Source organism: Robinsoniella sp. KNHs210 (assembly GCF_000686105.1).
GTDB classification, from domain to species: domain Bacteria; phylum Bacillota; class Clostridia; order Lachnospirales; family Lachnospiraceae; genus Robinsoniella; species Robinsoniella peoriensis.
On record NZ_JMLZ01000002.1, the window covers coordinates 3,420,078 to 3,435,497 of the forward strand.

The following is a 15,420-nucleotide window of genomic DNA, read 5'->3' on the forward strand; positions in this document are numbered from 1 at the left end:
TGCCTGTACCCCATACAGGTGGAGGACTTTTAAATATTATAGTTTCAATCTGAAATTTGTATGATACAATAAATTAAAAACAGGAGGTAACACAAATGGTAAAAGGATTTAAAATGAAGTTGTATGAAGGAAAGGAAGAAGAATACGAAATCCGCCACAATCAGCTCTGGCCTGAGATGATAGATATGATTCATCAGTACGGCGGCAAAAACTATACAATCTTCCTGGACAAGGAGACCCTGACTTTATTTGGATATATTGAAATTGAGGATGAAGAACTCTGGGCAAAAGGGGCAGATACTGCAATCAACCGCAAATGGTGGGATTTTATGGCGGATATTATGGAGACAAATCCGGATAACAGTCCGGTATCTGTTGATTTGAAGACGGTGTTTCATTTAGATTAAAAGATGGCAATGCAAATGGAAAAGTCAATTAAATAAGTCAATTAAATAGCCATGCGTCTGCAAGTACTGGGGCGCATGGCTAAAATTTTGGGTAATTGAATAATCCTATAAAGATTTACAGCCAATCCTTGTCTATAACCCAAACTCCGGCGCTGTAAGCTGTATTATAATTTAGAAATCCACTCAACCATATTTTCTTTGTAGAAGATATAAGGCTGTCCGGCAAGTACGGCTGTACCGTCACCGCTTTGGTAAGCTTCGTATTTCTCTTCCGGATAGTCGCGGAATGCCTTCATGGTAAATGAAGAGCCGGCTTTTCCGTCAAAAGATTTGTCCAGGGAAGCCAATGTAGAAGCTGCGGCTACGGCGCCCAGATGAATTACATCCCAGAGCATCATATAAGGGCAGACATATGCGAAAGCATCTTCATCAGCCTTGGCAGGCATGAAAGACTGCATTTCGGATGGAAGTCCAAGACCGGTTAGTTTAATTTTACTGTTTGCAGATTTTAAAGATTGTCCCGCTGCTGCGATACCTACGGTTGTTGGGGAGATAATGCAGTCTACTTTATTTTCTGCAATAAATGCCTGTGCCTGGGTTGTGGATTCAGTCAGGTCATCATTTCCGTATTTTTTGTCTAAGTCCGGACTTACTTTTCCGGCATATACCGGATCAGCCAATTCTTTTTCCATGGCGGCAATCCAGCTGTTCTGTACCGGAGTGTCAATGGATGCGGAAAGTACACCAAGTTTTATTTCATCCTGGGAGTAGTCACTAAGCGCTTTTGTAACTGCAGCCTTCATGTCACCGTCTTCCGGATAGTCGACTCCCAGCGTAATTAATACGCCCGCCTGTACCAGGTTAGATCCAATATCCTGAACTTCAGCCTGGTTAATGTGGGTAACGCGGTATTCCGGATTTGCTTCGGAATCAATGGAGGTAATTGGAATTCCTGCTTCTTTTGCCTTTTTAAATACTTCGTCATATCCTGTATCGCCATTTGTGGAGATGGTAATAGAAGCAACTTTTTGTGTAATTAATTCATCCAGCAGCTGAACCTGTGCGGCTACCGTTGTTTCGGCGGGGCTTTTATAAACAGCATTCTGTCCCTCACCCTTCATATACTCATCAAATCCTTCGAACATCAGATCACCAAAAGAGTTTCCGGTGCTTTTGAACATGAATACATGGGAACCTTCCAGAGAATCGGAGGAGCCTCCGGAAGTATTGCCATCTGCTTTTGCTGCCTGTGTTTCTGCTGTTCCGCCTGCCTCAGACCCGCTTGCTGTTGGTTTTGTTGAACTACATCCTGCTAATGATCCTAATACCATTGATACGCAAAGTCCAAGTGCTAAAAATCTTCTTACCTTTTTCATGTTGTTATCCTCCATTTTCATTTTATTTTCCCGGGCAGTTCTCTAAACGGCCGCGCTTATGGTTTCATTTGGCGGCTGCACTGCCGCGAGGGTCAGCTTCTGCCCCTCGTGTTGGGTTATTGACTATATATAAGCAATATCAGGACAGATGGTCTTGCTATTGTTTATAACACAAGAGTTTTTTCTCTGCATCAGGAAAAGCGCTGCTTCGCCTTTTTTGTTTCTTCTTTTAGTTCTGATTTCAGGGATGCCGATGTTTCTTTACATTTTGTCTGGACAGTTACAATCTTTTCTTCATATTTTTTTATTTTTGCCGCTTTTTCCGGTTCACTTAATTTTTCGTCCTTCTTAATCTGCGCAATTAATGTTTTCATGGTCTTCACTTCTTCCAGCGCTTTTAAGTTTACTGCTTCAATATTTTTGTTATTTGAATAAAGTATCATCAGCTTGATGTTTTCGATCAGCTGTTTGTTAACGTTAGGGATCAGTACGGCAATAATTAATATAAAACCGGTTAATATTTTGCGGGAGTTGGCATCCACACCCATTAATCCCAGTGTATAAATGAGAAAAGCCATAATAAGCGTACCAATCACAGGTCCATATACTTTGCCTTTTCCTCCGTTCGTTGAGACACCGCCAAGTACACAAATTGCAATAGCATCTAACTCATAACCGGTGCCCATGGTGGAACTTACACCGCCGCCCATACGACCCACAAAAAATATGGAAGCAATTCCTGCCATAACTCCCATTAAAACAAAAATAACCATTTTGGTATGCTCTACACTAATACCGGAATAGGTGGCTACCGTAGCATTATTGCCGATAATGTATAACTTTCGCCCAAAGGATGAACGGTGAAGAAACAGTACAAAAATTGCAGCCATCAGTAAAAACAGTAATAGAGCAACCGGTATGCCAGCAATATTCAGCCATGCGATATCCGTATAAAATTTTGGGAAATGCTTTAAAACGTTTACATCCAGAATAATTTTTACAATTCCGCGAAAGAGCATGGAGGTAGAAATGGTAACAATAACTGCAGGCATTTTTATGTAAGCAATCAAAAATCCGTTAAATGCACCACATACACCTCCGGCAGCAATTCCAAATAATACACTTAAGATCATTGGGATACCGGCATCCATGCTTAAACCGGTAACCATAGAAGCAACAATCATGATTGCTGCAACGGATACATCAATGTCTCCAAGCATAAGTACGAAGATCATACCCAATACAAGCGGGGACAGATCCATACCGGATTGAATAATGGACTGAATGGTACCGGCGGAAAAGTAAAGTCCGGGTCTGGTAGCCATTAGCACCAGATTAATTGCTAGTAAAATATAGACAAGTATCATTTCCCACTTAACCAAAAACCGGGATAATTTAAATTTTTCTTTCACCGCCAGATCTCTGGCAGGTATCTTAAGTTCGCCGCTCATTATATCAAAGCACCCCTTTCCTTTAAAACTCTTTTTTCAGAGGAGCGCAGTGTAAATAAATTAATTGCTACAGCAATAATTATGATTGCACCCTGGATGGCATCTTGCCACACACTAAGTCCCGGGAGTAAACTGATGAAATAGGTTATTACGCTCATCATCAAAAATCCTATAATTACACCGTCTATCTTACCTCTTCCGCCGGTGATGCTGACACCGCCCAGAATACAAATGGCAATGGCCTGCATTTCATAACCCTCACCCATGCCATAATAGCAGATTGAGTAATTTGCGGTGTAAAGCATTCCGGACAGTCCGGCAAGTGCACCACAGATTGTAAATGCCATAAAGGTAACCCTGGCTTCTTTGATACCGGCAACTTTAGCTGATTCCCGGTTTGTACCAATGGCATAAATACGTCTGCCGTAAGAGGTATAGCCAAGAAAAATACCGGCAAGTACAAAGATTACGATTACAAACCATAAAATATTATAGATACCAAGGAACTGACCGGAAGCAAAGGTAACATAATTATCTGTAAACTGGTGAGGAAACCACCAGTTGCCACCGCTGCAGAGAAATGCCAGTCCGCGGAAAATATACATGGTACCTAGCGTTGCAATCATGGGGACCATTTTTAAATAACCTACGATAAATCCATTAAAAGCACCACATAAAATACCGACTGCAATACCCAGAATAACCCAGACGATTCCCGGGATATTCTGATAGCTGTTCATCAGAGAGGAGCAGATAACTCCGGCTAAACTTAATGTAGATGCTACAGATAAGTCAATCCCTCCTGTGATGATAACCATCATCATCCCTACTGCAAGAAGTGCATATACGGCATTGTTTCGCAGCATGTTCAGTATTGAAGTTAAGGAGTACATGGAAGGTGTGATAAAAGCAGCTGCGGCCAGCAGTACAGCAAATCCAACCAAAAGTCCAAAGTTTCTGTTGCCTGTAATTTTTTCCATAAATGTATTTTTATCCGACTTCATCTCTTACTCCTCCTTTCCGTCTTTGTTTTTTAAAGAAGCTTCCAGAATCATTTCCTGAGTAGTTCCGCCAGACTCAAACTGACCGGTGACACGTCCGGACTTCATAACTACAATACGGTCTGCCATTCCAAGTACTTCCGGCATTTCGGAAGAAACCATGATAATGGCATATCCATTTGCTGCAAGCTCATTCATAATTTCATATATAGAATATTTAGCGCCCACGTCAATGCCCTTTGTGGGCTCATCTAAGATCAGAACCTTTAAATCACAGCTCAGTAACTTTGCAAATACTACTTTTTGCTGATTACCGCCGGATAAAGAGGAGGGTGGCGCGCTGATATCTTTTGCTTTTAACTGAATCTTCTGGCATAAAGAAATGGCATTTTTCATTTCATCCTCTTCCTGTAAAAGAATGCCTTTTGTAAACTTTTTCATTACGGCGGAGGAAACATTTTGGTAAATAGGAAGTTCATTCACAAGCCCCTGTATCTGCCGGTCCTCCGGAAGCAGTCCAATTCCATACTGCAACGCATCAATGGGGGTGCGGATTTTAACTTCTTTTCCTTCCAGTTTAATCGAACCGGAATCTGGTTTCATAATACCAAAGATGTTCTGACATACTTCTGTCCTTCCAGCGCCAACAAGTCCTGTAATTGCCAGTATTTCCCCTTTTCGCACCTGAAAGGAAACATTTTTAAAGTAACCTTCTTTTGACAGGTTTTCTACTTCCAGCACAACATCTTCGATTTTGGAGTTTTTGGTGGGGTACATCTGACTTAGTTCACGCCCTACCATTTCTGCTATCAGCTTCTGATTGGAGATTTTCTCCACATCCCAGCTGCCTATGTACCTGGAATCCCGGAATACCGTAACCCGGCTTGCCAACCGATACATGTCTTCAAATTTATGTGTAATAAATATAATGGATACGCCTTCATCTCTTAAACGTTCCGCAATCTGGTACAGTTGTTCGCATTCTGTTCTGGTTAAAGATGCCGTAGGCTCATCCATAATCAGAATGCGTGCATCTCTGGACAGCGCCTTTGCTATTTCTACCAGCTGCTGCTGGGCTACACTGAGAGCTCCCATAGGTTTGCTGACATCAATTTCTCCGCTGAGCGGCAGAATCAGTTCTTTAGCTCTTTGGGTCATTAGCTTCCAGTTATACAAACCAACTTTATTTTTGAGCTCCTGACCCATAAAAATATTTTCAGTCACCGATAAATCAGGAAATGCAGTTACATGCTGGTAGATAGCTGCAATTCCCAGCTTGGCGGAATCAGCAGTGGAGCGCAGGGTGATCTTTTCACCCTCCAGAAGCATAATACCGCTGTCCGGTTGATGAACCCCGGTTATGACTTTAATAAACGTAGATTTACCGGCTCCATTTTCACCCATAAGAGCATGTATTTCACCTCTCTTAAGTTGAAAGTGAACACCATTCAATGCTGTTACTCCGCCGAAGGTTTTTACAACGTCTTTCAACTCTAAGATAAAATCATTCATCATTATTCCCCTTTCCCTTATTAATTTTTTGTGGTACTGTGTGTTGTGATCGTTGTGATAAGCATATACTACCCCGATTTTTTTGTTTTTCAATATCAAAAATTGTTTTTCTGCTATCAAAAATTGTTATTTTGGACTATCTTACTATTATTTTTGAAAAAATAAAGGATTTATTATATAATTTTTAAATGAATGTTAACGCATGACGAAAAAAGTTAACAATACAGTTTTTAATTGGAGGGTCTTCATTGTGATATTACCTAAAAGAAATTTACCGGATCATTACACAAAAAGAACAAATCTAATTTCCCACCAGACAGAGAGCCTGCCATTCTATGTAAAAGAATGTGGATTCTGCAATGAAAAAAAATTTATTCTGGGAAATGCAAATAACTATTATGATTATATTTTATTATATTCCGTTTCGGGAGTTGTCCGGTTCACAAAAAACCAAAGCACCCAGTATATCTACCAGGATAATGTCGTAATTTCTTCCTGCAATACGCCGCTTACATTCACCCGTACAAGTAAAAACTGGGAATATTTCTATATTATAATCCGGGGTACACATGCAAAACTATATTACAATCTGGTGAGAAATAAGTCCAGTATAATCCCAACCGACAGACTGAGCAGCATTCTGGACCTGTTTTTAGAAATGAGCCAGATAACCTTTAAGAAAGAAGTTCTGGATGATATGCAGGCAAGCCTGATTATACATAATATTTTTTTTGAATTGTATAAAATATCCAACAGTATTTTAGAAACCAAAAAGATAACACCCGTACAGGAGACAGTAGTAAATCTTTCCCTGAAATATATAGCCGGTAATTATAAAAATGATCTGGATGTGGATACGATCTGCAACGAAGTAAGCTTTTCAAAATATTATTTTTGCAAGCTGTTTAAAGATCATATGGGAATGACAATACACCAGTACGTAAACGAATACCGGGTTAATAAATCAAAAGAACTACTGACTTACTCAAAATTGTCCATAAATGCAATAGCAAAGTCTGTGGGATTTAAGAATACGCTGACATACAGCAGATGTTTTGAGCGGTTTACGCATATGACGCCAAGTGAATATCGGAAGAATTTTTAAGAAATTAGATCTTATCATATATAATAAGATGCATATTTAAAAAATAAAAAACATAGCAAATTTTAATGATAAAAATATTGTCAATTAGTGTCCTATATGCTATACTTCTCGGTAAGAGCAATCGTGTTACGGGGTGATGCTGACCTTCATTTTACATAGAATGGAGGTGATGTCTATGAAACATTTCGATTTCAAGGATTTAATGGCATTTGGAATGTTTATTATAGGATTACTGACGTTCATTTATATGATCTGTCATTAATGAACATAGAAAAACCACCCTGAAACTTTTGACCAAGCGAATGGGTGGTTTTTCTATCCTTTAATTTAAGGTCAACCCACCTTGTGGGCGGTTGCTCTTTATGTGTTTAATATAGCATATAGTATTAGAAATTTCAAGATAAATAATGGTAATTATAATAATTAGTTTATTTTATCTAGTGATGATATCATCTATATCAGGAAGCTGAGGAGGTTGCATGTAAGGTATGCAAATGTCCACAATTGTTCCCTGATTCTGGTAACTTTCTACAGAACTTATAAATCTGCTATAATAAAGTTAAAATAATAAAGTAGAAAGGAAATGAACATGAAAAATATCAACATTGGAAATGGAAAAATCCAGGTGCCGGAAATAGGACTTGGATGTATGAGAATCACAGAATTAAAGACAAAGGAAGCGGTAAGGTCATTGATTGATACTGCTATGGATCAGGGAATTAATTTTTTTGATCATGCGGATATCTACGCAGGAGGAAGTGCCGAGGAGATTTTTGGTGATGTGACAGACGCGGGGCTTCGGAACAGAATGCTGATTCAGTCAAAGTGTGCGATACGGCCGGGATGCTGTTTTGATTTTTCTAAAGAACATATAATCAACTCGGTAGAAGGCAGCCTGAAACGATTAAAAACGGATTACCTGGATATCCTGCTGCTTCATCGCCCGGATACCTTAATGGAACCGGAGGAAGTAGCCGGTGCATTCCAGGAACTGGTGAAATCCGGAAAGGTCCGTTATTTCGGGGTAAGCAATGAAAATCCATATCAAATGGAATTATTGAATAAATATTGTGATAATAAAATTCTAATTAACCAGCTGCAGTTTAGTATTGCTCATTGTGGAATCATAGATGCCGGTATTAATGTAAATATTCATAATGACGCTGGAACAAACCGTGACGGAGGGGTATTAGAATATTGCAGATTAAAAGATATCACCATTCAGGCGTGGTCACCGTTCCAATATGGAATGTTTGAAGGTGTCTTCTTAAATAATGAAAAATTCCCGCTGCTAAATGAGACAATTGACCGCCTGGCTGAAAAATATCAGGTTTCAAATAATGCCATTGCAATAGCATGGATACTGCGGCATCCGGCCAGAATACAGGCAATCGTGGGAAGTACGAATAAACAGAGGGTGGCGGATATCTGCAAAGCGTCGGATATTACGCTTACAAGGGAAGAGTGGTATGAGTTGTATATGGCAGCAGGAAGGCAGCTGCCGTAAGGATTTTAGCAGTAAAAATATTGTACAGTAAAGTAAACATATAGAACAGGACAGCTGTCCTTTATCATTACAACAGCTGCCTTGTTCTTCTACTTAAAGATATTAATGAGTAAATCCATAAACCTTCGGCTCTGCTTTTTTACCATGAACCAGTACAGCTGCCTGGTTCAGTTCCTGTATGCCCTCTTTCACATCACGGATCAACAATTCAGCCATGTCATAATTTAAATCAGCACGGCACACAATCCTTTGAATCACAATGTTTTCCAGGTTCTTTGGCAATGGATAGGTAGGAACCTGCCATCCCCGCATGAGCAGACGGTCCGATAAGTCATAGAGCGTCCATTCCCGCTTTTCATCCTCTTTCAGCGTATAGCACACAACCGGAAGGTCACTTCCATCGTGGTAGATATGGAAAATGCCGGTTTCTTCTAATTGTTCAGCCAGGTAATGAGCCACGTCCTGGGTCTTTTGCTGGATTCGCTGATATCCTTCTTTTCCAAGACGGATAAAATTATAGTACTGACCAATAATCTGACTTGCGGATCTGGAAAAGTTCAGGGCTATTGTGGGCATTTTGCCCCCCAGATAATCCACTTCAAAAATTAACTCCTCCGGAAGATATTCTTTGCGTTTCCATAGAACCCACCCAATGCCGGGATATACCAGTCCGTATTTATGACCGGAACAGTTGATGGATATAACATTTTTTAAACGGAAATCCCATGGCAGATCCGGATTCACAAAAGGAACAAAAAGTCCGCCGGAGGCTGCGTCCACATGAATATAAACCTTATGTCTGGTAGATGCATTGTAGGTTTCCAGTATGCGATCAATCGCCAGCATATCATCAAACTTGCCTGTATAAGTGATTCCAAGGATACCGACGATGCCAATGGTGTATTCATCCACATATTGAAGTACCGTATCCGGGTCTATGCACATACAGTCCGCATTCATTGGCACTTCCCGCAGTTCAATATCCCAATAGACACAGAACTTCTCCCAGCACACCTGATAACCCGAGGAAATAACAAGGTTCGGCTTTTTCGATAGATCAAGTCCAAATTCTGCAGCTCTTTTACGCCAGCGGAATTTCATTGCCATACCTGCCAGCATACATGCCTCAGAGGAGCCTACCGTGGAGGTACCGATGGTATCTGCTTCATCAGGAGAGTTCCACAGATGGGAGATCATATTTATGCAGCGGTGTTCGATTTCTGCAGTCTGCGGATACTCTGTCTTGTCAATGGCGTTTTTCTCCAGGGTTTCTGACATAAGTTTCACTGCTTCCTCTTCCATATAAGTCTGGCAGAACGTAGCCAGATTCAATCTTGCATTTCCCTCATTCATCAGTTCATCTTTAATCAGCTGATAAGCAAGGGCAGGTTCCAGAGGATGCTCACCGATGACATTTTTCGGTATGGGTGAATCTGCCTCTAAAGTCCCGAATAGCGGGGTATCAAAGGAATCTTTAAACGTTTCTCGTTTCTTGTACTGGTCATATAACATTATGCTCACTCCTGTTCTGTTTATATTTCATTAGAGCGTGTTGAAAATTGCTTTCTCACAGCTGGGCAAAGCCCCTGCAAAGTGGGGCGTGCAGATAGCGGTAATGAATTTCCAAACACGCTCTGGTAGTCCATAAAGCTTGAACTTGACTACTGGTTTGATAGGTTTATTATATGACATTTTAAAATGAAGTACAATCCTGGAGAATAAATAAGGAAATCTGAGTTAAAGTTTACAGGGCAGCCGGTAAGCTCTAATGAACCGCAGCAAGCATTAAAACATAATCTTTAGAGAGTAAGCATGATCACATGGCGGTTGTTCCGGAAGGGTGACTTCCAGGCAGTCCGCTGACTGATAAAAGTCCAGGCAGCAGTTTGTTCCCAACAGTTGAACTTGAGCAACCGTTTTGGAAGAACTGCATTTTTTCAGTGTCTTAATACAGAGCTTCCGGTCTGCTGGCCATCCAAAGGTGATTGCATAAACGGCGGTTTGATTCTGCGTAAAACGAAAATCTTCCCAGGTAAAGGTATGGTTCTTAATATCCGAAGCCAGCCCTTCTTCCACCTGGCTGTTGATTTTTTCAATATTATAATTATCATCCGATACAACAGTAGGCCCTTCTGCAGCTGCCGAAAAGGGGCGGGTATTGTAAATAGCCTCCCCGTTTATTTTCAGCCAGGAGCCGATCTCATGCAGAACGGCAACGGCATCAGGATGAAAGGAACCGTCTGCATCTGGTCCTACATTTAACAGTAAATTTCCATTCTTTGCGGTTACATCACAAAGCTGGTGAATGATGCTGCAGGCAGATTTATACTTTGGGTTTTGAACAATACACCAGGTGATGTTGTCTTCCAGCCGGTCATCGGTCTGCCAGGGAAAGTCTTTCGCATGGGAAAAACGTCCGCATTCAATATCATAGATTCCAATGCCAGCCGGAAAATCCTTTTGTTTATAAGAGATGGCAATGTCTTTGCCACTGCAGGTTTCATAATAATGACTGACCATTTTGTAACGGTACGTTTCGTCAATAATAAAAGAGCGGCTGTCAAAATAGATCAGGTCAGGCTGATATTGATCTACTACCTCATTTACCTTATCCAGCCACATTTGGTTAAATTTATCGTCCGGCAGCCGATATGGGTGATACCGGTTCGTCTCCAGAGGTAAAGCATCCCAGTAATACTGCGCATTGGCAGGGTCATAGACATCGGCATCTGTATCGGAGGACATGAACCAGCCCCAGAACCACTGATGATGAAATGTGCTCAGTATTTTGATGCCTCTTTTCCGAAATGCTTGAATACACTCACCGGTAATATCTCTTTTCGGTCCATAATTGACTGAGTTAACCGGATTTACCTTACTGTCCCACATGGAAAAATTGTCTGCATGTTCCGTGACAGGTCCAGCGTACTTTGCTCCGGATGCCACAACCAGGTCAGCCCATTCTTCCGGGTCAAATTTTTCTCCGGTGAACATAGGGTAAAAATCCTTGTACCCAAAGTCATGGAGGGAACCATAGGTTTTTTCATGGTGGATATTCTGGGCAAGGCCTTTGCCGTACATATTCCGGGAATACCATTCATTTTCATAAGCCGGTACACAGTACGGACCCCAATGAAAAAAAAGTCCGAATTTTGCGTCCCGGAACCATTCCGGAGCCTGGCGTTCATAAGGTTTCCAATTTAAATTTGATGACATAATGAACCTCCTAACTGACGAGCATCCACAGGAAATTGATAAAATGAAAGCAAGGGAAGATACGTAACGGCATCTACAGGCGGAACAAAACTGGGGACAGATTCATGGCAGAAGGAAACCTGCGCGTCTCCCTGAAGGTCCCGGTCCAGGGTAATCAGCAGCCCGTCCAAAATGCCAGGTGCCAAAGTAATGCAGTAAGGGAGAACTTCCCCCAGGCTGTCTTCTATTAAGAAACCGCATTCGGCAGGGTTCTGGCTGTAAAGAAACAAAGTCCGGACAACACCGGAGAACCGTAACAGTATCTGATCCCTCTGGATTAATTCTGCACTGTAAATGTCCGGCGCCAGAAAGGCAGGGGCATTGCAAAGTACATATCCGCAAAGTTTCGCCATCCTTTCACCCAGAAGTGTGTTGGATACGGAGGAATTATGCACGTTATCTGACAAAGAACAGTTTAATGTGGGGAGCACATATACCTTCTGCATAGTATGTGCGGCTCTTCGCTGGACTTCCCGGATTACTGCCCATCCTTTCTGGTAAGGAGATCCGATTTCCCGGTTCAGCTGGAAGGTGAAAAATGGAATTTCATACCCGAGATCACGCCTTATATTGGAAATAAAATTCAGATATTTTTCTTCGTACACCTCATAATTTCCATCTGTGGTATCAGCACAGCCCTGATACCACAGGATTCCAATGGGGTGCTGATTTGTCATATTTATTTTGCGAAGCATATTCCGGTAAAGTGACCCGGTGCCGTCTTTGTCCCACAGATCAATGGGGGATCCGCCTTTTGCACAGACAATCAGACCTACGGGACAACCGGAGAGCTGCTGTAAGCGGCGCCCAAACGATATCCAGGGTGAAGTGCCTGATACACGAATTTCAGTGTTTTCATTATCATCGCCGGCATCCGTAGATTCGTTCAAAGGGTGGGTGGCAAGAGCCCAGCGGTTATTGTTGCGCAGTACATGAACACCCAAAGCAGGGGCATCCCCGCCCCAATCCTGTCCGAATCCGGCTGCATTTGACTGTCCGGCTACTATAAACAGATTTCCAACCCCAATATGAAATCTCACATCCCCACGGAACATCCAGGTATAGGTGCCGTCAGTACTGGCTGAATCCACTCCCGTTTCAATCCGGTATAATCCACCTTTTGGCAGTGTAAGCGTAATTTCAAATGTGCCGGTAAACCGTTCTTCATCTAACAGTGAAAATTCTGCAGGGGTCCATGGAACTACCGGATAGTTATTATCCTCCTGCATGATGCGCACTACCGGAATGGCGTATTTTACACCCGCGTTCAGGGCTGCATCCGGTATAGAATAATGCCCTTTCAGGGATATACTTCCACAATCTCCCTCTTTTTGAATAATAGCCCAGTCATCCGGGGCAGATGTTAATATTACTCCAGTCATCCTAATCTCTCCTTTAAGCTTTATTTTATATTCAGCATTTCTGCCTGTTTATTTAAATTATCTATGTAAGTCAGTATACCGTCTTCCTTCCAGCGGTTAAAGACTTCTTTCCACATCTTTACAGGGTCTTCATTGCCAATAATGACTTTGGTGAACTCATCTATCATAGTTGAAGTTGAAAATATATCAGACTCTTCTTTTGACATTTGCAAAAAATCATAGGGCCGTTCAACCATCGTGGTGTTTTCCTGATTCCAGTGAAGGGCTCCGTTGGACATTTCCATAATCTTTCGTCCATACCTTTTATTATTCTGTTCGCTGGATACAAAATCATCATTGGACCCGCCCCAAGAGGCAAGACTGGTAAATAAATTTAATGAGGGATACTTTTTGAGAAGCAGCTCTGATACATTTTCACTGGAGGCATCCGGAAGACAGGAGTATTTCCCGTCCTTGAAATCATAATCCTCCCCCTCTATGCCAAATCTAGTGAGATACCATCCTTCTTCCGACAGCAGGTATTCGTACAGATATAAAATTCTTTCCATCTTTTCTTCGTCAACATGGGAAGAAAACAGAGATTCCGACCAGAAAGGGGAACTGCTGTTGCTGTATCGTTTCCCATCCGAACAGGGGAAAATATTTAAGATACTTACGGCATCTTCAAATGGTTCCGACTCATCGTGGTAGTGGTTCCAATAAGCTTTAATCTCAGAAAGGGCTGCCGGAGAAGTCTTATATTCCAGGGCACCCAGCTTTCCTCTTGCAAAATCATAGACGGAGTCTACCGTCTTCTTAAGATAAAACTCCGGGTCAAGGCCGCCGCTGACGTACAACTTTCGATACGCCTTTACCACATCTTCAAATTCCGGCAGAAGATAAGAGGGAAGAAACTGTCCGTCTTTTTTTACCCAGGTATATACATTACACTCAGGTGCAATACCAAGAATCAGCCATTTGCCAAGTGCCGTGCGGTTTCCCACATTGTATCCGATTGTATCATCGATATGATTCCCGTCCGGATCTTCTGCCGCAAAAGCTACCGTCATGTCAATAAATGCATCCAGATTTTCAGGTTCTGTTATCCCCAGCGATTCCATCCAGTCCTTGCGCACGAGCAGTCCAGCATCCGAAGATGACAAATCCATATCGCCAAAGGAATTTCTGGGAAACGTATATATTTTCCCGTCTTTCTGCTCTAAAGAATGCTGCAGGGAGTCTACTGTTTTCTTAACCTCCGGGTACTTTGAGAGATCTTCCGGCAGAGGCGAGAGCATTTTTCGCGAGATCATATCCGAAAGGGAAAGCGCATTATTTTCCGAGGTACCCGTTATTGTCGTTGCGGCAAAGATATCAGGCAGGGAATCAGATACACCCATTACCAGATAGCGCTCGTTGTAATCGGACCAGTTCAGGTTAACGGGTTTTATCGTTATATTAAACAGTTCTTCCAGATAACGCCACACCCCATCCTTTTCCTTGCTGTTTTCCATTGCCTGGATATTCCAGAATCCAATGCTGATCTCCAGATGCTGGCTCAAATCAGCATTCTGCAGGGACTCCGGAAGTTTCTTTTCAGTTTCACCGGGCCCGCCGTTCTTACAGCCCCAGAGAAAACAAAAGAGAGCGGACATTATTAATAAAATCATTATTTTTATTTTCATAACTCAATCCTCCCTGTTGCGGTAGGCGGTTGGTGTAATTCCCATAGTCTTTTTGAATACTTTGGCAAAATAAAAGTAATCCCGGTAACCTGTCTTCAGTGCGATCTCGGAAACGGGGAGATCGGTGTCCTGGAGTAATTTTACAGCCTGTTCTATACGGAGTTCTGTCACATAGCAGCTAAAGGTTTTATTCATTTCCTGGTTAAACAACTGGCTGGCATAATTTGGATTAACGCTGCAATGTTCCGCAATCTGCTGAATCGAGATGCATTCACTGCAGTGTTCATGAATATAAGACAGCATACACCTGACAATTCGGTTTTTAACCGGAAATATCGGGAGGTCTTCTTCTTTTTGTTCTTTCTTCTTCTTTTCCATTGAATGCAGGAATTCCACTTTTTCATATGCCCGCAGGATACTGTCCTGGATTTCCGTAGGAGAAAATGGCTTGAGGCAATAGCCGATTGCATTCTGCGTCATTGCTTTTTGCACATAGGCAAATTCTGCATGTCCGCTTATGATGGTAAAAACGGTATCAACCTTTTCCAGATTTGCTGCCTGGAGCAGTTCCAGCCCACCGAGTCCGGGCATTTTAATGTCTACAAATGCAAGGTCCGGCCGTTGATCCAGAATTAATTGAAGTCCTGTCAGCCCGTTATACGCTTCACCGGTAATTTCAAAGTATTCCTGGTTAAGCAGAAGTGCCCGCAGACTTTTAATCACCCATTTTTCATCATCAATAATGACTGCTCTGTACATT

13 protein-coding genes are annotated in these 15,420 nt (G+C 41.9%); 4 read left to right on the forward strand and 9 right to left on the reverse strand.

Annotation, left to right across the window (positions count from 1 at the left end):
* The first annotated feature begins 95 nt into the window (after positions 1-95).
* Positions 96-407, forward strand: coding sequence for an L-rhamnose mutarotase (gene rhaM, locus CD03_RS0121675; protein ID WP_027295431.1), 312 nt, complete (start codon positions 96-98; stop codon positions 405-407).
* Between the two features lie 164 nt (positions 408-571).
* On the opposite strand, the gene CD03_RS0121680 is transcribed toward rhaM, so the two are convergent.
* The 4 genes from CD03_RS0121680 to CD03_RS0121695 form a co-directional block, all read right to left on the reverse strand.
* Positions 572-1,783: a substrate-binding domain-containing protein gene (locus CD03_RS0121680; RefSeq protein WP_027295432.1), complete on the reverse strand. Its 1,212-nt coding sequence runs from the start codon at positions 1,781-1,783 to the stop codon at positions 572-574.
* A 191-nt stretch (positions 1,784-1,974) separates the two neighbouring features.
* Positions 1,975-3,234: an ABC transporter permease subunit gene (locus CD03_RS0121685; protein WP_027295433.1), complete on the reverse strand. Its 1,260-nt coding sequence runs from the start codon at positions 3,232-3,234 to the stop codon at positions 1,975-1,977.
* Entirely contained in the window at positions 3,234-4,238 is a 1,005-nt protein-coding gene (locus CD03_RS0121690; RefSeq protein ID WP_027295434.1) for an ABC transporter permease, read from the reverse strand. The genes CD03_RS0121685 and CD03_RS0121690 overlap by 1 nt, the downstream gene beginning before the upstream one ends.
* Before the next feature lie 3 nt (positions 4,239-4,241).
* Positions 4,242-5,747, reverse strand: coding sequence for a sugar ABC transporter ATP-binding protein (locus tag CD03_RS0121695; RefSeq protein WP_027295435.1), 1,506 nt, complete (start codon positions 5,745-5,747; stop codon positions 4,242-4,244).
* Between the two features lie 250 nt (positions 5,748-5,997).
* Between CD03_RS0121695 and CD03_RS0121700 the strand changes: the two genes are divergently transcribed.
* Positions 5,998-6,852 carry a helix-turn-helix domain-containing protein gene (locus CD03_RS0121700; RefSeq protein WP_027295436.1) on the forward strand — a complete coding sequence of 285 codons (855 nt, stop codon included), beginning with the start codon at positions 5,998-6,000 and terminating at the stop codon, positions 6,850-6,852.
* A gap of 589 nt (positions 6,853-7,441) precedes the next feature.
* The gene (locus CD03_RS0121710) at positions 7,442-8,359 is read left to right on the forward strand and encodes an aldo/keto reductase (RefSeq protein WP_027295437.1); all 918 of its coding nucleotides are present in this window, start codon (positions 7,442-7,444) and stop codon (positions 8,357-8,359) included.
* Positions 8,360-8,461: 102 nt separating this feature from the next.
* On the opposite strand, the gene CD03_RS0121715 is transcribed toward CD03_RS0121710, so the two are convergent.
* Complete coding sequence (locus CD03_RS0121715; RefSeq protein WP_027295438.1) at positions 8,462-9,871, reverse strand: glutamate decarboxylase; 1,410 nt, start codon at positions 9,869-9,871, stop codon at positions 8,462-8,464.
* A 37-nt stretch (positions 9,872-9,908) separates the two neighbouring features.
* On the opposite strand from CD03_RS0121715, the gene CD03_RS40060 reads away from it, so the two are divergent.
* Positions 9,909-10,007 carry a DUF6783 domain-containing protein gene (locus CD03_RS40060; RefSeq protein ID WP_442969724.1) on the forward strand — a complete coding sequence of 33 codons (99 nt, stop codon included), beginning with the start codon at positions 9,909-9,911 and terminating at the stop codon, positions 10,005-10,007.
* 137 nt (positions 10,008-10,144) lie between these two features.
* Here CD03_RS40060 and CD03_RS34345 read toward each other — a convergent pair whose 3' ends face one another.
* From CD03_RS34345 to CD03_RS0121735, 4 genes are read right to left on the reverse strand one after another with little or no spacing between them, the layout of a single operon-like run.
* Positions 10,145-11,575 (reverse strand): alpha-L-fucosidase, encoded by a 1,431-nt coding sequence (locus tag CD03_RS34345; protein ID WP_044289587.1) that lies wholly within the window; start codon positions 11,573-11,575, stop codon positions 10,145-10,147.
* A complete protein-coding gene (locus tag CD03_RS0121725; RefSeq protein WP_027295439.1) occupies positions 11,560-12,996 on the reverse strand; it encodes a sialate O-acetylesterase in 1,437 nt (478 codons plus the stop codon). Before CD03_RS0121725 ends, CD03_RS34345 begins: the two co-directional genes overlap by 16 nt.
* A 20-nt stretch (positions 12,997-13,016) precedes the next feature.
* Positions 13,017-14,660, reverse strand: coding sequence for an extracellular solute-binding protein (locus tag CD03_RS0121730; RefSeq protein ID WP_027295440.1), 1,644 nt, complete (start codon positions 14,658-14,660; stop codon positions 13,017-13,019).
* Positions 14,661-14,663: 3 nt separating this feature from the next.
* Positions 14,664-15,419: a response regulator transcription factor gene (locus CD03_RS0121735; RefSeq protein WP_027295441.1), complete on the reverse strand. Its 756-nt coding sequence runs from the start codon at positions 15,417-15,419 to the stop codon at positions 14,664-14,666.
* Position 15,420: the final 1 nt, after the last annotated feature.